General features: G+C 47.1%; 20 protein-coding genes. 8 read left to right on the forward strand and 12 right to left on the reverse strand.

The genetic code is table 11. The annotated features are described in order from the left end of the window. Positions 1-9: 9 nt before the first annotated feature. Both V1225_RS13385 and V1225_RS13390 read right to left on the reverse strand, forming a co-directional pair. Positions 10-876, reverse strand: coding sequence for an ABC transporter permease (locus tag V1225_RS13385; protein WP_160201515.1), 867 nt, complete (start codon positions 874-876; stop codon positions 10-12). An 18-nt stretch (positions 877-894) separates the two neighbouring features. After that, positions 895-1,827 carry an ABC transporter permease gene (locus V1225_RS13390; protein WP_160201514.1) on the reverse strand — a complete coding sequence of 311 codons (933 nt, stop codon included), beginning with the start codon at positions 1,825-1,827 and terminating at the stop codon, positions 895-897. Between the two features lie 181 nt (positions 1,828-2,008). On the opposite strand from V1225_RS13390, the gene V1225_RS13395 reads away from it, so the two are divergent. From V1225_RS13395 to V1225_RS13420, 6 genes are all read left to right on the forward strand, one after another. Then, the gene (locus V1225_RS13395) at positions 2,009-3,958 is read left to right on the forward strand and encodes an FAD-dependent oxidoreductase (protein ID WP_160201513.1); all 1,950 of its coding nucleotides are present in this window, start codon (positions 2,009-2,011) and stop codon (positions 3,956-3,958) included. Next, positions 3,955-4,251, forward strand: a complete 297-nt coding sequence (locus tag V1225_RS13400; protein ID WP_338546813.1) for a ferredoxin family protein — start codon at positions 3,955-3,957, stop codon at positions 4,249-4,251. The genes V1225_RS13395 and V1225_RS13400 overlap by 4 nt, the downstream gene beginning before the upstream one ends. Continuing rightward, positions 4,251-5,261, forward strand: coding sequence for a M20/M25/M40 family metallo-hydrolase (locus V1225_RS13405; protein WP_251613768.1), 1,011 nt, complete (start codon positions 4,251-4,253; stop codon positions 5,259-5,261). Before V1225_RS13400 ends, V1225_RS13405 begins: the two co-directional genes overlap by 1 nt. 49 nt (positions 5,262-5,310) lie before the next feature. Next, positions 5,311-6,834, forward strand: coding sequence for an ABC transporter substrate-binding protein (locus tag V1225_RS13410; protein WP_338546816.1), 1,524 nt, complete (start codon positions 5,311-5,313; stop codon positions 6,832-6,834). Positions 6,835-6,934: 100 nt separating this feature from the next. After that, positions 6,935-8,044 (forward strand): aminopeptidase, encoded by a 1,110-nt coding sequence (locus V1225_RS13415; protein ID WP_160201509.1) that lies wholly within the window; start codon positions 6,935-6,937, stop codon positions 8,042-8,044. Between the two features lie 15 nt (positions 8,045-8,059). Then, positions 8,060-9,793 (forward strand): aminopeptidase P family N-terminal domain-containing protein, encoded by a 1,734-nt coding sequence (locus tag V1225_RS13420; RefSeq protein ID WP_338546818.1) that lies wholly within the window; start codon positions 8,060-8,062, stop codon positions 9,791-9,793. A gap of 124 nt (positions 9,794-9,917) precedes the next feature. On the opposite strand, the gene V1225_RS13425 is transcribed toward V1225_RS13420, so the two are convergent. Continuing rightward, positions 9,918-11,267 (reverse strand): MATE family efflux transporter, encoded by a 1,350-nt coding sequence (locus V1225_RS13425; RefSeq protein WP_338546820.1) that lies wholly within the window; start codon positions 11,265-11,267, stop codon positions 9,918-9,920. A gap of 91 nt (positions 11,268-11,358) precedes the next feature. Here V1225_RS13425 and V1225_RS13430 point away from each other — a divergent pair, with 91 nt between their 5' ends. Further along, positions 11,359-12,192 (forward strand): MerR family transcriptional regulator, encoded by an 834-nt coding sequence (locus V1225_RS13430; protein WP_338546821.1) that lies wholly within the window; start codon positions 11,359-11,361, stop codon positions 12,190-12,192. Here V1225_RS13430 and V1225_RS13435 read toward each other — a convergent pair. The 8 genes from V1225_RS13435 to V1225_RS13470 all read right to left on the reverse strand — a co-directional run bounded on the left by V1225_RS13435 (position 12,184) and on the right by V1225_RS13470 (position 21,112). After that, positions 12,184-13,284 (reverse strand): helix-turn-helix domain-containing protein, encoded by a 1,101-nt coding sequence (locus V1225_RS13435; RefSeq protein WP_338546823.1) that lies wholly within the window; start codon positions 13,282-13,284, stop codon positions 12,184-12,186. The two genes, V1225_RS13430 and V1225_RS13435, sit on opposite strands and share 9 nt — an antisense overlap. A gap of 428 nt (positions 13,285-13,712) precedes the next feature. Further along, positions 13,713-14,429 carry a MerR family transcriptional regulator gene (locus V1225_RS13440; RefSeq protein ID WP_338546825.1) on the reverse strand — a complete coding sequence of 239 codons (717 nt, stop codon included), beginning with the start codon at positions 14,427-14,429 and terminating at the stop codon, positions 13,713-13,715. Positions 14,430-14,449: 20 nt separating this feature from the next. Then, complete coding sequence (locus V1225_RS13445; RefSeq protein WP_338546827.1) at positions 14,450-15,007, reverse strand: peptidylprolyl isomerase; 558 nt, start codon at positions 15,005-15,007, stop codon at positions 14,450-14,452. Next, positions 15,004-15,603 carry a TetR/AcrR family transcriptional regulator gene (locus V1225_RS13450; protein WP_338546829.1) on the reverse strand — a complete coding sequence of 200 codons (600 nt, stop codon included), beginning with the start codon at positions 15,601-15,603 and terminating at the stop codon, positions 15,004-15,006. The genes V1225_RS13445 and V1225_RS13450 overlap by 4 nt, the downstream gene beginning before the upstream one ends. A 19-nt stretch (positions 15,604-15,622) precedes the next feature. Further along, positions 15,623-16,414: a pyrroline-5-carboxylate reductase gene (proC, locus tag V1225_RS13455; RefSeq protein ID WP_251630633.1), complete on the reverse strand. Its 792-nt coding sequence runs from the start codon at positions 16,412-16,414 to the stop codon at positions 15,623-15,625. A gap of 18 nt (positions 16,415-16,432) precedes the next feature. Beyond that, complete coding sequence (locus V1225_RS13460; RefSeq protein WP_160201500.1) at positions 16,433-17,815, reverse strand: aminopeptidase; 1,383 nt, start codon at positions 17,813-17,815, stop codon at positions 16,433-16,435. A gap of 11 nt (positions 17,816-17,826) precedes the next feature. Next, positions 17,827-20,202 (reverse strand): trans-4-hydroxy-L-proline dehydratase, encoded by a 2,376-nt coding sequence (gene hypD, locus V1225_RS13465; protein WP_338546833.1) that lies wholly within the window; start codon positions 20,200-20,202, stop codon positions 17,827-17,829. 4 nt (positions 20,203-20,206) lie between these two features. Next, entirely contained in the window at positions 20,207-21,112 is a 906-nt protein-coding gene (locus V1225_RS13470; protein WP_338546835.1) for a glycyl-radical enzyme activating protein, read from the reverse strand. A 234-nt stretch (positions 21,113-21,346) separates the two neighbouring features. On the opposite strand from V1225_RS13470, the gene V1225_RS13475 reads away from it, so the two are divergent. After that, positions 21,347-22,009, forward strand: a complete 663-nt coding sequence (locus V1225_RS13475; RefSeq protein WP_160201498.1) for a GntR family transcriptional regulator — start codon at positions 21,347-21,349, stop codon at positions 22,007-22,009. A gap of 154 nt (positions 22,010-22,163) precedes the next feature. Here V1225_RS13475 and V1225_RS13480 read toward each other — a convergent pair whose 3' ends face one another. Further along, positions 22,164-22,847 (reverse strand): PhzF family phenazine biosynthesis protein, encoded by a 684-nt coding sequence (locus tag V1225_RS13480; protein ID WP_338546838.1) that lies wholly within the window; start codon positions 22,845-22,847, stop codon positions 22,164-22,166. Between the last annotated feature and the right edge of the window lie 92 nt (positions 22,848-22,939).

Consider the following 22,939-nt stretch of genomic DNA (forward strand, 5'->3'; position numbering starts at 1 on the left):
TTATTCCTCCTAGTCTTTCAGCTTTGGATCCAGCGCATCTCTCAGCCCGTCACCGGCAAGGTTAAAGCACAGTGCTGCCAGGACGATGAAGATACCCGGAATATACAAAAGATACGGCGCGTTAAACATATACTGTCTCGCATCAGAGAGCAGTGCCCCCCACTCTGGCGCAGGCGGCTGTACGCCCATGCCCAGGAAAGAAAGTCCGGAAGCGGATAAAATCATGCTGGAAACGTTCATGGTCGTCGTTACAATGATTGGTCCCAGCGCATTTGGAATCACATATTTTAAAATAATACGCAGGTCAGAACCGCCATAAGACCTTGCTGCTTCAATATAATCGTTGTCAATGACAGTCAGCACCACAGAACGCACCATACGTACCATGCTCGGCACACAGGATATGGTAATGGCAATGAGCAGATTTCTAAGATTCGCACCCAGCGCCGCTACAACAGCCAGCGACAGCAGAATCGGCGGAACAGTCATCACTACGTCCACAAGACGCATAATCACATTATCCACTGTCTTGCCGTAATAGCCTGCTGCTGCACCAAGCAGTCCACCGATGAGCAGGGCAAAGATACTGGTAGAAATGCCGATGAGCAGAGAATATCTGGAACCGTGGACAATACGGGCAAAGAGATCTCTACCAATTTCATCGGTGCCAAACCAGTGTTCAGCGCTTGGTCCCTGCAGTCTGTTGGCAGGATCTTGGGTAATTGCTTCCTGATACGGAACAATCAAATCTGCAAAGATTGCAATCAGCAAAATAAAAACCAGAAGTACAAGGCCCAGCATAGCAGTCTTACTTTTTTTGAATCTACGCCAGATTTCTTTCACCTGGCTGTTCTTTTTCGATGTTTTCTTGTTCATATGTAAGTTCCCTCCTGATTAACTCTTATACTTAGCCTTTAGCCTTGGATCTATATATGCGTAGAGCAAATCGACGATCAGCATAATCAGACAGAACAGAACTGCCAAAAACAGTGTCGCTGCCATGACAGTCGGCGTATCCTTTTGACGAATTGCCGTCACCATCAGCTGACCAACACCCGGTACACCAAATACGGTTTCGATGATGACTGCGCCGCCAAGGCTTGCACCAAAACCCATACCAATCGAGGTCAAAACCGGCAGCAGTGCATTTTTCAGTGCATGACGGAAAATGACGATTTTAGACGGTGCCCCTTTGGATTTTGCCGTTCTGATATAATCCATGCGAATGGTTTCCAGCATGGTGGAACGCGTCAAACGAATATCCGCTGCGATGTTGGACAAACTCAGGGTAATCACCGGCAGAATATAGCCCTGCCAGGAATCCAGTCCGTTGGATGGCAAAAGCCCCAACTTTAAGGAAAAGATCAGCATCAGCATCAGCGCCAGCCAAAATCCCGGAACTGCGGAAAGCACCATGGAAGTCGTCGTCAGCACATTGTCCAGTACCGAATACTGCTTTACGGCAGAAATCACACCGAGGATAATGCCGATGACCGCGCCCAGAAGGCAGGACCACAAAGTGAGCCAGAAGGTCGCAGGAAATCTTGCCAAAATCTCATTGAACACCGGCATGCGGGTTCTGTAAGAAATGCCGAAATCAAACTCGGTAACAATATCCTTTATATAGTTAAAAAACTGTGTAAAGAATGGCTGATCTGCACCGAGGGCATGATTAAGCGCGTCAATGTCTGCCTGTTTGGCGGTCATCCCCAGAATCAGCGATCCCGGATCGCCCGGTGTCAAATACATAATAGTAAACACCAGGAACGTGGCACCAAACAGAACGGGGATGGTGAGTAATAGCCTTTTGATTACGTACTTATACATACTGTTTCCTCCGTCTTTTTCATTTAGGTTTTGTATAATACCAATTTTCTTTTATCGACATTTTAACTCATTTTGTAAAATTCGTCAATAAATTCGCAAAATTTATATTGCAAATTTTTTTAAAATTTGATAATATGGTGTTGCAAACAAAGAATCAATCAAAAATAAAGGAGGAACGCCAATGACTACCAATCAAAGGTGGCCCTATCCATCACAGGTCGGCAAAACCACCCATATGGAAGCTGATGTGCTGGTGCTGGGCGGCGGTATCGCAGGCTGTATGGCAGCGATTTCGGCGGCGAGAAAAGGCAAAAGCGTCATTCTCGTAGAAAAAGGCGCAACAAAGCGCAGCGGTGCAGGCGGCAGCGGCTGTGACCATTGGGAGTCCGCAGCAACCAATCCGTGCTCCGGAGTTACACCGGAAGAACTGGTTGAAGCTATGCTGGACGATAATGACGGCTACAACAACGCTATTTCCCATTACATAGAATGTAGAGAAGGCTGGGACCATCTGCAGGAAATTGAAGAAATGGGAGGCAAAATCAGAGACACAGAGGACGAATTCGCAGGAGCCGACTTCCGCGATGAGAAGACCAAGCTGATGTTTGCCTACGATTATAAGAATAAATTTACCATCCGTATCTGGGGTACTACTTTTAAACCAGCTATGGAAAAAGAGTTGAAGAGACTGGGTGTCAAAATCGTTGATCGTGTCATGGTCACTTCCCTCTTGACTGAGAGCGGAAAAGTCGGTGCTAAATGCATCGGCGCTACCGGCATTCACACCAGAACCGGCGAATTTTACGTATTCTCCGGAAAAGCAAGTATCATCACCATGTCAAGACCTGCAAGAGTATGGCTGTTCTCATCGGCACACCCCGGTCTTTGTGAATTCCGCCCGATGACAACCATCGGTGACGGTCACGCGATGGGATGGCGCGCAGGCGCTGAATTCAATATGATGGAAAAATCCGTTCGCGCAGAGTTTTCCTCCGCAGGACGTTCCTTCCCGCCGTACAGCGCAGGCAACAACCACAACACCTGGTATCCGGCTTCTCTCATCGATGCAGAGGGAAAAGAAATCCCATACGCAGACAGAGACGGCAATATCTTAAAGGATGTCAAATCCAGATTCTACCCTGCCGAAGGACAGCACTACTTTATGAAGGGCGGCAATATCGAGCAGGCGAAATATGAATATGACGGACCGGAAACCCTTCCATATGATAAATTGAAAGAAATGGGCTATAAGCTTCCTTTCTATGCAGATCTTTCCTCCATGCCGGAACTTGAGAGAAAAGTCATCTGGGGCATGATGGTCGGGCAGGAAGGCAAGACCAACGTACCGGTCTATAAAAATTTCACAGAAGCTGGATTCGATCCTGAGAAGCACGTGCTGCAGTGCTACGGCGTAGGCTGGACCAGTGCAGAGTTCCTGCCGCAGGAACGGCAGCTCTTCGGTATGCCTGGTGGTTTCATGAACGACTGGAATCTGATGACTAACATCGAAGGACTCTTTGTGGCAGGCGACAGCCTGTACTCTTCCAACTGCTTCGGTCACGCCGCTTCTACAGGAAGCTATGCAGGCAGAAAGGCTGCCGCCTTTGCAGAGGGCAAAGAACAGGTATCCCCTTACCAGCCGCAGATTGACGCAGAAATCGAACGAGTTTACGCTCCCCTTTACGCAGATCCGGAAACAGGCATCAGCTGGAAAGAACTCAACGAGGCCACCGCAAAAGCGATGCAGAATTACTGCGGTGAAATCAAGCGTGATGAACTCCTCGAGTCTGGTGTGGAACTTCTTGCAAGATACGAAAAGGAATTCGTTCCAAATGCTTACGCTGCAAACCCGCATGAACTTACGAGACTGCTGGAAGTATTCGATATCCTCACTGTATCTCAGATGATTCTGCAGGCTTGCCTAGCAAGACATCAAACCTGCGAAAAGCTGGAATTCTTCCGCTCCGACGATGACGGCAAAGAAAAAGCACCGTTCATCGTAATCAGTCAGGACGGCGAAAAAGTAGTTCGCAGAGAAGTACCGCTGGATTATGCAGGCAACATCAAGGAAAACTACGAAAAACACAATCAAGATTATATTGAGGAAAAGAAAGGAGGCTGCTGCGAATGAAACCGATGAAAGAATTTACCATTAGAAAGACGCCTCCTGCTGTACCTCTCACCTTTGATACAAAAAAGTGCATCGGCTGCGGTCGCTGCATGGAAGCATGCCAGATGGACATTTTAATCCCGGCGGCAGAAAAAGGCGCACATCCTGAAGTTGCTTACGCCGACGAGTGCTGGTACTGCGGCTGCTGCGTCATGGAATGTCCGAAGGACGCCATCAAACTGCACCATCCGCTGATGAATCAGACCCGCTGGGTAGAAAAGGCAAGCTTACTTGCGAAAGGAACTGAAAAATAATGGAACTGTTAAAAGAACTGACCCAGGCCTGGGGTGTGGCAGGTCGCGAAAAAAATATCCGCGCTATCATCAAAAGAGAAATTGAAGGTCACTGTGATGAAATGTTGACAGATGCGGTAGGTAATTTAATCGCTGTCAAATACGGAAAAGAACATCCTGACAAGAAAAAAATCATGCTGGCTGCCCACATGGACGAAATCGGTCTGCAGGTGAAAAAAATCGAAGGCGATGGTCGCATCAAAGTATGCCATGTCGGTTTTGTCTGGGCAGGCGCCCTCTTCAACGACAAAGTGGTCTTCCAGAACGGCACTGTCGGTGTGGTTGGCTGCGAAGGCATGATCTGGGATGCCAAAAATGATTTAGATAAACTGTACATAGACATCGGCTGCACGTCCAAAGAAGAAACCGAAAAATATGTCAAGGTCGGTGACTACTGCGGCTTTATCGGCAACTACTACGAGTTGAAAAACGAACGAATTACGGCCAAATCCTTCGACAACCGGGTCGGCTGTTACATTCTGATTGAGGCTTTAAAGAAAAACGACGGCACCGGTCCCAATGATATTTACTATGTCTTCACGGTACAGGAAGAAGTCGGCTGCCGCGGTGCGATCGTTTCTGCTGAAAGAATCAAGCCGGACATCGGTATTTCTGTCGATGTAACGCCGGATCACTTCTACCCAACTGACCTAACCGGCGCAAACGCTGTAGGCGAAGGAATCGGCGTCAGTGTGGGCAATCCATCAGCGATGCTGGACGAATATCTGGTCGACTCTATGATTGCATGCTGCGAAGAAAACGACATCAAATATCAGAGAGACGTCATGGACAGAGGCGGCACAGACGCCAGCAGCATTAACATGAGTGGCATGGGTGTTCGTGTCTGCGGCATTTCCGTCGTGGACAGATTTCCACACAGTCAGAGCTCCATCATCTCCAAGGAAGATGTCAGAGGTGCCATCAAACTGACTGACTTATACACCAAACAAGTCTTCCAATTTACAGAATAGACACGTTGTCCATTCTGTGAGTCGTGATAGAACCGAAAGGAGAAGAATTATGAAAAAGAAATTGATGAAGGGACTTGCCCTGATGCTGTCCCTAACCCTCGTGATGGGTCTGTTCGCAAGCTGCGGCGGCGGCGGTGACAACAGCGGCGAAAAAGCCAAAACTGATTTGACCGTAGCAATCGACGCTGACTATGCAACGCTGCACCCTGCCGACACCATGTCCGCAGCAGAAGCACGTATGACTGCGCAGATCTACGATCCACTGATTTTCAGAAATTATGAAGACCAGACCAAGCTGGAATCAAGAGTGGCGGAAAAATGGGAAGTCAGCGAAGATGGAAAATGTTACACTTTCTATCTCAGAGATGATGTGACATTCCACAACGGAGATCCTGTTACAGCAGAAGACGTTGGTTTCTCCCTGGATTTATTCAAAAAATCTCAGTATCAGGGTGCTGTCGTAGATGGACTGGATCACTACGACATCGTAGATGCACACACCATCAAAATCTATACCACCCACGTATACGCCCCATTCCTGACCAGCATGTCAGACCTTTACATTGCAAGTAAAAAATACTACGAATCCGTAGATGAAAATACGTTTGCACAGGAACCGATTGGATGCGGTCCTTACAAATTTGTCAGCCACGATATCGGCGACAAAGCAGTCTTTGAAGCATACGACGGATACTATCAGGGCGAAGCACCTATTAAAAAGGTAACCTGGAAAGTCATCAGTGACGTTGCTTCCATGGGTATGGCAATCCAGACCGGCGAAGTTGACTTTGCTGAAATCGACGCATCTGTAAAGAGCACGCTGGAAGGCGTTGACAGCGTGCGGCTTCTTGATGCAGACCAGACTACATTCGGATTCGTTGCCATGAACACCGAAAAAGAACCGTACAACAACGTAAAATTCCGTCAAGCAATCAACTATGCGATCGACCGTGAATCCATCGTAGCAAGCGTATGTGAAGGCCTTGGTGAACCAAACTCCAACCTGCTAACACCAGGCAGAATGGGCTATAGCGAAGAACAGATCCAGTACACTTATGATGTAGAAAAAGCAAAAGCCCTGCTGAAAGAAGCCGGCGTAAAAGAAGGTACTGACCTTGGAAAAATGTATGTCGCAGAACAATACAAGCTGTTAGCCCAGATGGTACAAGCAAACTTAGAGGCCGTTGGTTTGAAAGTACAGATCGAAATTCTGGAATTCAACGCTTATCTGGATAAACTGAGACAGGGAGACTTCGGCATTACTGCGCTGCAGATGGGACTGGAAGGCGATACACAGATGCTGTCCATGGCACTGACCAAAGATTACATCGGTATGGCAAATAACGCCCGCTACTCCAACAAAGAAATCGAAGATATGTTCAAAGAAGCAACTACCATCATCGATGATAAAGACAGAGAAGCACTGTATGTAAAGCTCTTCACAAAAGTACAGGAAGAAGCAGTCTATGCAATTCTGTATAACCCTGGCATGCTGTATGCTGCCAATGCAAATCTGAATGTACATACCCTGCCGCTTGAGGGTGAGTATTTCTTCTATGACTTCTCATGGTAAAGGATGATATCCTGTTTCCCAATGAACCAAAATTCTAAAGAGGATATGGAGCATCGTCTCCATATCCTTTTCTTTTATCAACCCTAAAGGAGGTACTGACATGGATCCCAGAAATCAAAAATTGTCCGAAATGATCGTAAACTATTCTACCAATGTGCAAAAAGGTGAAAAGGTGCTCATTGAATACGAAAACGAAGTCTGCATTCCGCTTGTGAAACAGCTGATTGCCGATGTATACAAAGCAGGCGGCCTGCCTTACGTCAATATCCGTGAGTCCGCGATTATACGCGCCCTCTGCATGGGATGCACAGAAGAACAACTTGCATACCAGACCGACTACCTGCTCTATCAGGGACGGGAAATGGATGTATATATCGGCGTTAGAGCCTTCAACAACGTATCCGAAATGGCTGACGTGCCAGCAGATAAAATGAACCTGTATTTCCGCGTCAACAGCCCGACCAGAGAACAGCTGGTCAACGATACCAAATGGTCGGTGATGAAATATCCCAACGCAGCGATGGCGCAGCTTGCCAGCATGAGCGAAGACGCGTTCACAGACTTTTACTACGACGTCTGCACCATGGATTACGCAAAAATGAGCAAAGCCATGGATCCGCTGGTGAAGCTGATGGAAAAGACTGATCAGGTACATATCGTAGGTCCAGGCACTGACCTTACCTTCTCTATCAAGGACATTCCAGTCATCAAATGCGACGGCAAAATCAATATTCCAGACGGTGAAATCTACACCTCCCCTGTCAGAGATTCTGTTAACGGCGTGATTACCTATAATACCCCTTCCCAAGAACAGGGATATACCTATGAAAACATTCGTTTCGAAGTCAAAGACGGAAAAATTATCGACGCTACCTGCAACGATAACAAACGAATCAACGAACTGTTAGATACCGACGAAGGCGCTCGCTACTTCGGTGAATTCGCCATCGGTGTGCATCCGTATATTCTCCATCCGATGAAAGATACCCTCTTCGACGAGAAAATCTGCGGCAGCTTCCACCTGACGCCGGGCAGAGCTTACGAAAACGCCTATAACGGCAATAATTCCGCTGTACACTGGGATTTAACCCTGATTCAGCGTCCAGAATACGGCGGCGGAGAAATGTGGTTTGATGACGTGCTGGTCAGAAAAGACGGACTATTTGTTCTGCCGGAACTGTTACCGCTGAACCCGGAAAATCTGAAATAAAGAGGAGTCCTTCAAATGAAACAGGAAATTACACGTCTTCGCACCGTCATGAAGGAACATGGACTGGACGGCTATCTGGTGCCGACCACCGATTTTCACGGCTCCGAATACGTCAACGATTATTTTAAATGCAGACAATACCTGTCTGACTTCACCGGCTCCAACGGCACCCTGCTGGTAACCGAAGATGACGCCAGACTCTGGACAGACAGCCGCTATTTTATCCAGGCGGCAAAGCAGCTTGACGGCACCGGCATCTCCATGATGCAATGCCAGCAGCCAGGTGTCCCAGAAATCGAAGACTATCTGCCTACCATCGCGGGAGAAGGTTTTAAACTAGGCTTTGACGGGCGCATTGTCAGCTTCCAAAACGGCGAAAAGTACGCTGCCAGCTGCGAAGTGGTCTACGATTTGGACTTGGTAGACGAAATCTGGGAGAATCGTCCTGCCATCAAAGCGTCAAAAATCTACGCCCTGCCCGATGCTGTCACTGGAGAAACCGCAGAGTCCAAGCTTGCTCGCGTGCAGGCTGCACTAACTGAAGAAGGGATAGATTACCACCTGCTTACCAGTCTGGAGGATATCGCATGGCTTTTTAACCTACGAAGCAATGATGTAGCAGATACGCCAGTATTTTTCGCATTCGCCCTGCTTACGCCAAAGGACGCCCGTCTTTACATTCTGGACGAAACCTTTGATCCGGCGCTGGTACCTGCAGGGGTTACTGTTCTTCCTTACCTGCAAATATTTGAAGATTTAAAGACCCTTTCCGTCGGCAAGTGCCTTTTAAACAAGCGGCTGGTCAGCTATGCGCTTATGCAGGCGCTCCCTGCCGATATGGAGATTGTAAACGGCGCAGGACCGATTGAACTGATGAAAGCCATCAAAAATCCGTCTGAAATCGCGGCGACCAAATTCGCCCATATTCAAGACGGCGCCGCCATGGCAAATTTCATTTACTGGTTAAAGAAAAACGCCGGCAAAATAGAAATCACCGAGGTTTCCGCCAGCGAATATCTGAAGCAGTGCAGATTTGCGCAGAAGGGACTGATCGAGCTGAGCTTTGAAACCATGGCGGGCTACGGCGTCAACGCCGCCAGCATCCACTACGATACAAAGCTTGGACACCCATGCTATCTGAAGGATGAAGGGCTTTTGCTGGTAGATTCTGGCGGACAGTATATCGATGGCGGTACGACGGATATCACCAGAACCATTTCTCTGGGTGCTCTAACCCGGGAAATGCAGACACACTACACCATGGTACTGCAGGCCTATCTGGCGCTGGAACACGCCCAGTTTACCGCGGAAACCACAGGACGTGAGCTAGATCAGCTTCCGCGCGAAAAGGTAAAGGCAGCGGGTCCTAGCTATCAGTACGATACCGGTCACGGCGTAGGACACATTCTCAGCGTTCACGAAGGTCCTCGTATGATTGGACCGACCGACAACCACATGCTGCCGGGCATGATTACCAGCAATGAACCGGGAATCTACATCGAAGGCAGTCACGGTGTACGCATCGAAAGCGAACTACTCTGCGTGGAAAATCCGGACGGCAGCCGCAGCTTTGAATGCATCACCATGTGCCCACTGGACAGAGCCGCCATCCTGCCAGAGCTTCTCACTGATGAAGAATTGACATGGGTCAACGCCTATCACAGAGAGGTTTATCAGAAGCTGGCGCCGCTGCTGGAAGAAGATATAAAAAGGTGGCTAGCAGAGGAAACAAAAGAAATTACCAGATAGTTGTTCTCATCATACAAAAGGCTGCGAAGCGCAGACGAAATCATTTCGCCTGCGCTTCGCAGCCTTGCTTTTTCGCAATACTTTGCCCGGCTCATATAAAGCTATTAGACGATTTTGAGAAAGCCTAAACCTCAACTCCTGTACCGTATCCGTATCGGCGACGGTATTTCAGGAACATAAACGCAGACAGGCAAACAGCACCAAATTCTGCAGCCGGTGTCGCCACCCAAATTCCTGTAATGCCAAAGAGTGACGGTAGCACAATCATCGCAACCACCATGAACACAAAGGATCGCATAAAAGCCAGTACTGCTGATACAATACCATTTGACAACGCGGTAAACATACCGCTGACAAAAATATTAAAGCCAATAAATAACAACGCAATCGTACAAATACGATTTCCGCCTGCCGCTAAATCAAACACCGGGTTATCTGGCCGCGCGAAAACAGAAACCAACGGTTTTGTAAGAAGCAACGACAGCGCAACTGTTGCTGCGGAAATGCAGCCAATGACTTTCAGACTGATCTTAATCAGCTTCTGTAATTTTTCACGATTTTTTTCTCCGTCATAAAAACTGATCATCGGTGCGACGCCATAAGAATAGCCGGTATACAAAGAACTTGCAAACATCAGCACGTACATAATAATCGTGACAGCTGCGACACCGTCTTCTCCTGCATAACGCAGTATGGTCCAGTTAAACAGCATGGTGACAATCCCGGTAACAAGCGCAGTTGCCATCTCAGAGCAGCCATTGGATGCGGCACTGCGAAGAACGCGCAAACGAAATACTGGCTTTCTGAAATGCAGTAAGCTTTTTTTCTTGCTGAAGACAACCAAACCTACGACCGCCGTCACAGAATAGCCAAGCCCCGTTGCCAAAGCCGCACCGCTGATTCCCATGTCAAACCATGCAATCAGCACATAATCAAGCACCATATTCAAAATGCCGCCGCTGACAGAGCAAATCAGTGAAAGGCTTGACTTCTCACTGGCAATCATATACAGGGTAAAATTGTTCATCAGCAAAATGGGAACCGTAAATAATAGATAGCGACTCAGATAGGCCGTGCAATAACCCATAACATCCGCAGATAATCCCATATTCGTGAGAATTGGCTTCATCACCCCATAGCCAAGCCCGCACATAAAAATCCCCACAACAACATTCACTAGAATGAGAAAAGTGAAATCTTCTCTGGCTTCCTCTGTCTTTTGTTCGCCCATTTTGCGCATAATCACCGCGCTGCCGCCTGTAGCAAGCATGGTTGATATTGCCGTAACCAGCTGAATGAACGGCGCTGTCAAATTGATGGCAGACAGCGCTTTGGTGCCAATCAAATTAGAAACAAACAGACCGTCCACCATGGTATAAAAAGACATAAATACGCTCATTGCAATGGTCGGTACCGCGAACTTCAAGATATTTCCTAGTGTTACAGGCTGTGCATATGCATTTTGTTTTTCCATTTTTCTTCTCCTCGCACTTGTTTTTCTCTACTGTATGTAGTATCATAAACCATACAGTAACTGTACAGTCAAGAGAAAAAGGAGAATTTTTATGGATACGAACGCAAAACTTCTCACGATTGGTCAATTTGCCGCCCTCCACGGAATCAATAAAAAAACACTCATGTGGTATGACGAAATCGGACTATTCAAACCCGCTCTCATCCACCCTGAAAATGGCTATCGCTACTACAATTATCATCAAAGCGCGCTGCTCGAAACCATTTTAATGCTCAGAGAATTAGATGTTCCTGTCAGCGAAATACAAACCTTTATCGCACATCGATCCGCAGAAACGCTGCAAAAGCTGCTGGACAAGAACATACTTCTGCTCGATAAAAAAATCGCTCATATGCAGGCGATGCGCAAAAACCTTTCTACGCGCCGTCAGCACATAGAGCATCTGCTGCATATGGATTTATCAGAAATCCGCCGCATCAAAAAAGATGCCTCCTGTCTGGTCACAGTTCCTATCGACAAACAGACATCCTATGATGAACAAGTAGAAATGATTCTGGAAGAAACACAAAAATATCAACTGCGCCGCCTTCACGACGCTTCCTACGGCACGATGATTTCTGTCAAAAGTCTGCTGGAAAAACAATTTGAAGATTACAGCAGTCTGTTCATCGAAGTTCCTTTCCCCATTCAAAGCGAGGGACTGCATATGCAGCCTGCGGGCGACTATCTGCAAGCATTTTACCAGGGTGATTGGAGTCAAATGTCCTCCAAATACGAGGAAATTTTTTCTTATGCCACAGACCATAATCTGCAGCTTTCAGGATACTCCTATGAAATGATAATTAACGACAACGTAACAGAGTCTATGGAGAAGTACATCGTGCAGATTGAAATTCCTGTTTGTTCCGACCGTATATTATTGTGAGACTTTATTTTCCCGGCATTTCGCCCGATACTGACTTGGGGACATGCCGACCTGCCGCTTAAATGCCCTGCAGAAATATGCGGTATCCTGAAAGCGCATAGTTTCTGCAATTTCAGTTACATTAAGTTCTGTATTTACTAATAGTCGCTTCGCCTCCGAAAACTGTGCCTCACGGATCAAAGTACCTACTGTTTTGCCGGTGATTTTTTTAATTTGCTCATTAAGATGACTCTGGCTAACCCCCCAAATTTCCGCATATTCCGATACTGATAAGTTTTCACAAACACGCTGATCGATTAGATTTTGAAGCCGCAGATGCAGTTCCCCTGCCATACCAGGCGTTCGTTCTATGCCCTGATGTGCAATTTCTCGATGCCGCCTGTGAAAATAAATCAACAAAATATTGAGACATGCCCGCAGCACCTGCCCATAGTCGGGCGACTTGCTTTCATATTCTTTCAGCATCATCCTGCAGACTGCCCGCATGGTCTGTGCAAAATCCTCGTCCATATAGATGGCAGGCATTTCTACCATTTCCTTAAAAAGTTGAATTTCCCAAACAGAACTGACACTGATGCTGGACTGAAACAGAAACTCCTCCTGGAAATAAATAAGAATGCCTTTCGCCCTGGTGACATTTTTCCAGTAGTGTACCTGACCGGGACTGATAAGAAAAACCACATTTTTCAGGTCATCGTACGCCGTGTAATCGATGATATGCGCTCCATCTGTCTCTTCAAGGAACACAATCTCATAAAACGGATGCCGATGTGCAAAAGCTGCCGAATCCCCAAAAGCGCTGTCGTCAATATTGTCATAAATGCAGAATCCGAATTCCGGGTCTTTCAGCTTTTCCGGCTGATGAGTCTGAAGTGATTTGTAGTCTTCCAAAAGTTCAAGGGTATAAGTCTCTCCACCATAGTCAAACATCTGCGCGTCTTCCAGCACCTCAAGTTCGTGGGTATGGTACGGCGGAATATGTACCAGACAATCCTTCTCTGCAATGTAGGTTTCACCTTCCACATCAAAACGAATTTTGCCGTCCGCCACATAATAGAGTTCCCAGTTTTGATTTGGATAATGCCATTCCACGCACAGTCCCTTCTGCAGGAAAGCGATGGATTATACGACGGAATTATGGTACTTTTTAATAAAATGCAACAAGTGCACACTAACCCATATCTTTCTTATACTTCGTCAGTTGTGCATATGCTGTCAATTTATCTCCAATCCGCACAACTTTCACGATGCAAGGTGTGCAAATCCTGCTGACCATGCTGCCTCTTGCACAACTTTTGCGCTTTGTAACACGAAAAACATTTTTTCCATCAAAAAAGTTGTGCAAAACGAGATGGTTTCATCCTGTTTTGCACAACATACTGCATGCCAGTTTGCCCTTCTTCACTAAAAGTTGTGCAAATTACGCATTTCAATCCTTCCTTGCACAATCAACTAGGCTAAAAGTTGTGCAGAAACGGTTTTATCACATTCATATGCACAACTCTGCAGCTTACATCCTTTTACCGCCTGCAATATACCTCTATCGCCCGGCTGACAAAGGCCGCCGTACCGGCGCCCCCAGCTTTATCGATGTTTGCCGAAAATTCCGCGTCTGCGATATACATCGCGCCAAGCCCTGCTAAGATCTCATCGGTACAGGTATAGTAGTGTTCCGTAATAAAATCCTGCAGCTTCTGCACCTTATCAGATTCCGGCGCGCTTTCCCGCATAGCGCCGAATTCCGCAAAAATTTCCATCATCTGCATGCCCATATGCTGCATCTCCTCTCCGGTGCAGTTTTTCGTCTTTTCGGTAAATTCCTTGTACGCAGAGGTTTTTCCGTATGCCGCTTTTGCGCGCGCCGCGTATTCGTCCATTTTACTTGTATCAAATGGTGTAAAATCCATATTGCTCACTCCTGTCGTTTTGATTTCACGGGCAAGTTCAATAAGATTTTCAAGGTGCTGCTTTTTCATCGTCAGCAAAGTAATCTGCTGCGTAAGCGCCTTGTCTCTGTCAAAGTCCGGACTTCCCAGAATCTCTTTGATCTCCTTTAAGGGAAATTCCAGTTCTCGAAACAGCAAAATCTGCTGCAGCCGTGCCAGTGCTGTATCACCGTACAGCCGGTAGCCTGCCTCCGTCACAGCGTCCGGTTTCAAAAGCCCGATGGCATCATAATGATGCAGTGTGCGCACACTGACGCCGGTAAATGCACTGACCTCTTTTACTGTTTTCATACTGATTTCCTCCCGTGTAACTACAGTATAAACGATGACGTAACGTTAGAGTCAAGGGATTTTTCTATATTCACTCGTTGCATATAAACCGGCGTCTTGGGCACGTTGATCTCCACGCCGTCATCATTAGGCACAGGAATGAGTGGCAGATTCGTAATGCGTTCCACAACGTCCCAGCCGGAAATCACTTTGCCAAAAGCGGCAAAATTTCCGGAAAGCCGCTTGCCTGCCTCATCGGACAGTACAATGTAAAACTCACTGCCTGATGCGATTTTTCCATCGCCGCTCATGGCAACTGTTCCCTTTTCAAAGGGCACGCGGTTGACAAATCCATTCAGCGCGCACTCTGCGACTAGTTCCACATCGCAGCGTGAATCATCAAAATGGGTATAGCTGGGCTGCAAAACAAAGTCCGGCACAATGCGGCGAATCTGCCTGCCGTCATAAAGCCCTGCCTTTGCCATGCGAATAAAGGAAGCGACCGTCTCCGGCGCTTCCTCTTCATATAATCGGATTACTACACTGCCCAGCTGCGTATCATCCATTGCGAATTCTATCACTGCAGTGGAATCATTCATGCCTTGCTTTCCTTTCTCTGAAAAAATCCAAGCAGCAGCGGCATCATCTGCCTGCTGTATTTCGAAAGGGAATATGCGCCGCCGGTGAGGCACCAGTCTGTTACAATGGCACGCTCCGTCATCACATAAGCGCGCACCAGCTGACTGGCAGTCAAATCACCTGTCAATTCTCCGCTGTGCTGTCCTTCCTCGATGATTCTGGTAATCAGGCGAAAGTACACACGATTGGTATCCAGCAGATGACGATATCCCTTGCCCTGCAGCTGCTCCGCATACATCGAAGCGATCAGATTTGGCGAGGTCATATCTTCTATCATAGCGTGGACTTCACCGTTGAGAAAAAGCAGTTTCTGAAAGCTGTCCATTTCCGGTTTCAGTTCTTTCTCCAGCTCCGCGTATTTCTCATCCAAAATATCAGACCAGGTCGCAAGCAAGTCTCCTTTGCTCCGGAAATAATAGTAAAAAGAACCCTTGGCAATCCCTGCTTCCTCCAGAATATTGTCCAGTGTTGTATCTTCATATCCTTTCTCCCGAAACAGCTTCCACGCGGCATCGATAATTCGGCTTTTCATGTCCCTGCGAGTTTCTTTACCCATCGTTTCCCTCATGACAGCCTTACATGCTCGCTGCTTTATCCATACATGCCCGCATACACTCGATCAAAGCGCTGCGGAATCCTCTTTCTTCCAGCACACGCACCGCCTCTATCGTCGTACCTGCCGGCGAACACACCATATCCTTCAGTTCGCCTGGGTGCTTGCCCAGCTGGGAGACCATTGCTGCACTGCCTTCCACCGCTTTCGCTGCAAATTTATATGCTTGCGGTCTCGGCATGCCGCCCATGACTGCCGCGTCCGCCATGGCTTCGATCATCATAAATACGTAGGCAGGAGAACTGCCGCTAACTGCAACTACAGCATCCATCACGTTCTCAGCAATAATCTCATAGTCTCCAAAACCGCCTAAAATTCTGCTGGCAGTTTCCTTGTCTTCTTCTGTAACAAATGTATTGCAGCACATAGCCGTCATGCCGCAGCCCACCATAGCTGGCGTGTTCGGCATAGTTCTGATAATGCGCACGTCTTTGCCAAACTGGTCAGAAAGCCACTGCAGCGTTTTTCCCGGTGCAATAGTGATGATTAACTGTTCGCTGACTGCATCTGTGATTTCCGCAATTACGGACTGATAGTATTGCGGTTTTACCGCTAAAACCACTATATCGACAGCTTTGACAAGCGCCACGTTGTCCGGTGCAGTCTGAATCCCGAACTGGCTGACGGCTTTTTCTATAGCAGCCGGCAGTGCATCTGTTCCATAAATATCCGTCGGTGCAAAGACCTTTTCCTTAATGATACCGCCCATAATTGCGGAAGCCATATTTCCGCATCCGATAAATCCTATCTTCATAGTCAAACCCTCTTCTCTTTACTGTAATTTTTCAAAGAATACACGGCAGGCAAGGCACGCCTCGTACAAGTCGCTTTTCAGCATAAATTCGTAAGGCGAATGCGCACCCAGCACGCAAATTGCCGCATCAAAGCTCTCCATACCCATGTTGGAATAATCCACTGCGATAGTACCAAAACCGCCAAACTTTTCGATGCCTGCAAACGGCTGCCAGATGATATCGTTGTCATTGAATATCTTTCGAACCTGCCCCAAAAATTCTGCGCTGGCTTCACTGGTGTCCATTTTTCCATAACGGCTGGCATATTTAATCACCTGCAAACCATGTCCCAAAAGGGAACCGCTATACGGCTCACAAACCTCTGGATAATTCGGGTCATTACCGCAGACCGCTTCCAACGACATCACTTTGCTGCCCAGCTGAATGCGGTTTAAGGCGATGCCATCTCCGCCGCATCCGCTCTTTTCCGCCAGCAAACGGAGGAAATAGTCCGTTACTCTGGAATGGGAACCGGAACGTCCTTCAAAACCAATTTCTTCTTTATCCGCAAAGATGGCAATTGCGGTTCGTTCTGGCGCCTCGCACGCCAAAATACCATGAAGCTGCGCATATACTGCCGCCCGATCGTCAAAACCGTAGCCGCACAGCGCGCTGCTGTCAAGACCGATATCTCTGGTTCTGCCTGCCGGTACGATTTCGATTTCCGCACTGATAAAGTCTTCTTCTATCATACCATACTTTTCGTAAAGATACTGCAAAATATTTTCTTTTACGGCGTTTGCCATATCTCCTTCCGCAGGGGTTGCGCCCAGGAACACATTCATCTGCTCATGGTTATAGGCTTCTTCCTGCTTTCTCTGCCCCTGCTCCACAGAATAGTGCAGCGACATATCGGTGATAAAGAGAGCCGGTTCGTCTTCCGACGCACCCTCTGCAATTTCTATGACAGAACCGTCTTTGCGCACCACGGTGCCGTACATGGACAGAGGCGTGCTGGTCCATTTCTCCAGCTTGGAAAGGCTGTACATGCAGGTCTTTCCGTAAGCAAAACCATCTTTTTCAAAGATTGGCAGAATCTTAAAGTCAAGACGTGTACAGTCAGTATGAGCTGCCACAATGTTTGCGCCCTCCGTTAGCGGCTTCTTTCCGACCACAGTCAAATAGAGCAGCTTTCCGTTATCGTTATAGTACACCTTGTCGCCGGCGTTCACGCTGTCCTTTCTCGTGATATCAACAAAGCCTTTCGCCTCTGCCCGTCTGACCGCCTCCGCCACACAGAGGCGTTCTGTCTTGGACGCGTCGTTAAACGCCTTAAAATCTGCTGCCGTTTCCATAATACTGTTTTTCTTTTCTGCGGAAGCATTCTTCCAAATATTGGTACGCTTATAGTTCAGTTCCATCTTTTTTCCTCCTAGTTAAAATCCTGTTCGGTTCTCATGATGATTTCATCCTGCAGCGCTTTGGACAGGTTGCGGAAATAGTCGCTGTAACCCGCCACGCGCACGATCAAATCCTTGTTTTCCTCCGGATGTTTCTGCGCCTCAATCAACGTATCTCTGCCCACCACGTTAAACTGGATGTGGTGACCATCCATGGCAAAATAGGATCGAATCAGGTTTGCCATCTGTTCCAGACCCGTATCTCCTTCCACGGTTTTCGGCGTAAATTTCTGGTTGAGCAGGGTGCCGCCTGTGGTCAGATGATCCATCTTTGCCGCCGATTTGATGACGCTGGTCGGTCCGTAAATGTCCGCCCCTTTTTCCGGTGAAATCCCCTCGGATACCGGCATGTGGGCGTGTCTGCCGTTGGCGCTTGCCAGCATCACCTCGCCGAAATAAACGTGACAGGTAGTCGGCAGCATATCGATGCGGAAATGTCCGCCCTTAGTATTCGGTCTTCCCGTTACGGAATCTCTGAAATAGGCGAAAACTTTTTTCATGATGTCGTCCGCGTAATCGTCGTCATTGCCGTATTTCGGGCTAGCGTCGTGTACCCAGTGATAGATATCATCGTGGCCTGCAAAGTCGTCTGCCAGCGCTTCCATCAGCTGCTTCATATCAAAACGCTTTTCATCGTAAACGTTGTATTTAATCGCGGACAGACAGTCGGTAATGGTGCCGATGCCGACCCCCTGAATATAGCTGGTATTGTATCTGGCGCCTCCTGCATTGTAATCCATGCCTTTTGCGATACAGTCGTTGGTAATGGAGGAAAGAAGGGGTACCGGCATGTTCTTCGCGTAAATCTGCTCTATCACATTGGTGCCTCTCACCTTGATGTCCAGGAAGTATTCCACCTGCGCGAAGTATGCTTTTTCTAACTCCTCATAGCTGTGATAATCTGTAGCCTCGCCGGTCTTCAGTCCCAGCTGCTTTCCGCCTACCGGGTCAAAGCCATTGTGCAGAGTGATTTCCAAAATCTTCGGCAGGTTGAAGTACCCGTTCAAAATATATGCTTCGTTTCCGAACGCGCCGGTTTCCACACAGCCGCTGGTTCCGCCAAGACGAGCGTCCGCAATGGTTTTCCCCGCGTTGACAAGCTCCATGACGATGGCTTCTGTATTATAAAATGCCGGCTGTCCCCATCCCTGTCTGGAAATCTCACAGGCTCTTTTCAGGAATTTTTTCGGCGTTTTTCTGCTGATCTGCACGTTGGAGCTAGGCTGTAGCAGACGCATGTCGTCCATACAGTCTAAAATCAGATAGCTGACCTCGTTGACGCCGTTTTCCCCGTCCGGCGTGATCCCGCCGGTATTGATGTTTACAAAGTCCGTATAGGTGCTGCTTTCTTTCAAGGTGATGCCTACCTTCGGCGGCGCCGGCTGGTTGTTGAATTTTACCCACAGGCACTCCAAAAGTTCCAGCGCTTTTTCTCTGTCCAGGACGCCGTCTTCGGTGTCTTTTCTATAAAATGGAATCAAATGTTGATCCAGTCTGCCCGGTGAAAACGCATCCCAGTTGTTCAGTTCGCCAGTCACGCAGATATGTACAAACCAGTACATCTGAATCGCCTGCCAAAAGGTTTTCGGCGCATGCTCCGGTACTACCCTGCAGTTTTCGGAAATCTGCTGAAGCTCCGCCTTGCGTTTTTCGTCAGTTTCCTGTTCCGCAAGCTCGCCTGCATAGCTTGCATATCTTGCGCCCAGTGCGATAATGCCTTCGCATGCCAGCTTCATGCCCTTCAGTTCGTGTTCCTTTGCCAGTGCCTGCGGGTCGTTATAATAATCGATGTTTTTTAGCTCTGTTTCAATTCTTTCAATACGCTCCGCAAATCCTTCCACGTAAATCCGATTGCCGCAAACGGTATGTCCCGGACCTCTCTGCTCCATGAACTCTGTAAAAATCCCTGCTTCATAAGCATCTTTCCATTCCTGGCTCATGTGGTCTAAAATTTTCTTCCGAATGGTTCTATTCTGCCAGTAAGGGATAATTTCCGTCTCCTGCAGGGCAAACCCCGCCTCATCGACAGAAAAATTGATTAAATCCCTGTCGTTCATCACGTGCATGTCTTCCATACTGTGACAGCAAAGTTCTGGAAAGGTCGGCGCACCTTGGGGCGACGCACCTTTTTCTCCCACAATCAATTCCCCTTCGCCGATGTAAAGGGTCTTTTTCTCACAGTAATCCTTCAGCGCCTGTCCCCGCAGCTCCGGTACGGAAAGCACTCCCTCAAACTGCTTATAGGTTTCCGTCATAATCTTCGCGCGCTCCATGTCGATGTAAGGCTGAGTGGTTACGCTCTTTTCCCGCAGCTTCTGCACTCTCTCATTCATGCCTCTTTGTTCCATCTTCTTATCCTCCAATCTTTACGTTCTGAAATCCCATTTGCTGTAATATGTTCTGATAATCCGACAATTCGCCATCTGTCGGCGGCGCAAATACATCTTCGTAGGTTTCACCCAGCTGCCGGTATTTATCTTTGCCGTGATCATGATACGGAATTAAATTGATTTGTGCCGGCGCTATGTGATTCTCTCTGAGCCAGCGTCCAACAGATTCTATATCTTCTGACGAACTGTTGACCGACTTTGCCAGAGGCAGCCTGAGCCAGATCTTCGCACCTGTTTTTGACAGCTTCTGCAGATTTTCTAAAATCAGATTATTGTCCACGCCTGTATAATGCTGGTGTTTTTCCAAATCTAACGCTTTTAAATCATATAAAAAAGTATCTGCATAAGGTAAAACTTCTTCAAAATTTTCCCACGGGCAAAAGCCGCAGGTGTCAATATTGACTGAAATTCCTCTATCGTAAAGCGCCTGCACCAAGTTCTTCAAATAGCCCGTCTCAACCCCCATAACTTCACCACCGGAAAGGGTTACACCTCCACCAGATTCCTCATAAAAAATCTGATCTGCTTCCAACATTTTTACCAGTTTCGCAGCTTCATAGCTGCGCCCTACTCTTTCAAGCGCCTGATGCTTGCAAGAGTCTACACATTTGCCGCATTTTCTGCAAAGATTCATATCTATAGATATTCCATCTTCCTGCATTTGAATCGCACCAATTCCGCAGGTCTTGATACAGCTGCCGCAAGAGACACACCGCTCTTGAAAGATGCGAATCTGTCTGTCCGGATTCTGCGTTTCCGGGTTGTGACACCACTTGCATTTCAATGGACACCCCTTGAAAAATACTGTGGTTCTGATGCCCGCTCCGTCATGAATGCAATATTTCTGAATATTGGTTATGTATGTCATCAATCATTTCCTTTATTTTATTGAACTTCGGTTTGTACTATAGTCTAATTATATCACTAGTTCTATTTTTCTGTCAACAGTTCTTGCAAATCGTTCGCAATATTTTGTACTGTACTCAAATATTTTTGATTAAAATTGTAATATTTTGCAATATATTATCTTTTTTTATTTATCTCTTGAATTTTCTTCAAAATTTTGCTAAAATATAAATAGATTGTTTTAGGAGGATTCATCATGGCAAACAGTACTACATTATCTGAGCAGATTTACGATGAACTTTATCATGATATTACTGACCAGAGACTGGTCTGCGGTCAAAAGCTTACGCTAAAAATGCTAAAAGAGCGATTCAATGTAAGTCATACCCCGATTAGAGAAGCGCTGACCCGGCTTTCTGAAAATGGGCTGGTTACCTACTACTCCAACTGCGGCGTTACCGTAAGGCAATTTACCGAAAGTGATATTCGCCAAATTTTCCAGCTGATTGGGGAACTTGATGCACTGGCAATCCAGTTTTGTAAAAATTCCTTTTCCGAAGCTCCCCTTGTCTTTGAGCTGGAGCAGATTATCAAGAAAGGCAATGCCCTTCTTGCTGATAACAAGATAAATGAATGGAAAGATTACTCTGAGGAGTTCCACATTGCCTTTTACCGGCATGCACAGAATGAGTATCTTAACGATGCAGCCAAGAGACTGCGCTCCCAGGTCGAGGTACTGTCCTGCTTATATTATCAGCCAGTCAATGTGGACGAAATCAACCTCCGTCACGGTGAAATCTTCCAGTATATCAGTATAGGTGATTTTGACAGCGCAGCAAACCTCATGCGCAAGCATCTCCAGTTCGATATGGTCTATGCTCTGAATGCTTATCAGGAATATCAAAAAAAGAATAATTAAAAGCAAAAGCTGTCTTGCCTATAAAATGCAAGACAGCTTTTTAAATTGATGAGATTATCTGTCTACGTTAAGTTCTGCGACAGAATAAAGCGCTGCTTTTCCTGCCAGCTTTACGCGATCTGCGTCAAGTCTGCAGTACAGGGTACCTCCTCTTTTAGACGCTTGATATGCGATTAGTTCTTTTTTTCCCCAAGACCTCTGCCCAGTATGGTATGATATGGCAGTGCCCAGAACCACAAACTGGGTCTTCCGACACATTTAGTTTCGGCGCAAAGGTGCGAGACACGCAGTCCACATCGTTTCCCGGTGCAGTTACCTGCAACAGTAAACCATCCAGAGCTTTTAGCTTTTCCTGATTCGGCGCAAGGCTTTCTATAATCCCAACATCATCAAATACGCAAAGAAGGTCGCGTCCCATATAGGCCGCCTTCGGTCTTGCACCTATTGCCGCTATCATTTCTTCTGTCACCGCTACCGGCTGCAGATTATAAGCGGGAAAATCCATCTCGTAAAGATCGCCGGCTTTCACCACTGTCAGCTTGCCGCTCAAGGTATGAAATATAATCTGCTCTGCACCCCTTTCATATTCCTGCATTAAAACAAAAGCTGTCGCCAGGGTAGCATGTCCACAAAGGTCAATTTCTCCACCCGGTGTAAACCACCGCAAATGGTATCCGTCTCCCTCCTTCACTGCAAAAGCTGTTTCGGACAAATTATTTTCTATTGTAATATCCATCATCAGTTCATCTGATATCCACTGTTCTAAAATACAGATCGCGGCAGGATTACCCCCAAATACGCGATCCGTAAAAGCGTCAACCACATATTGCTTTATCATGTTGAACTCCTCCTTGCCAAAGTTGTCATCATTATAGCATAAAAGCACTGATTTTAAAATCAATTCTTCATAAGACGGTTTATTGCGTTCTT

It is taken from the genome of Emergencia sp. JLR.KK010, assembly GCF_037018265.1.
GTDB lineage: Bacteria > Bacillota > Clostridia > Peptostreptococcales > Anaerovoracaceae > Senimuribacter > Senimuribacter intestinalis.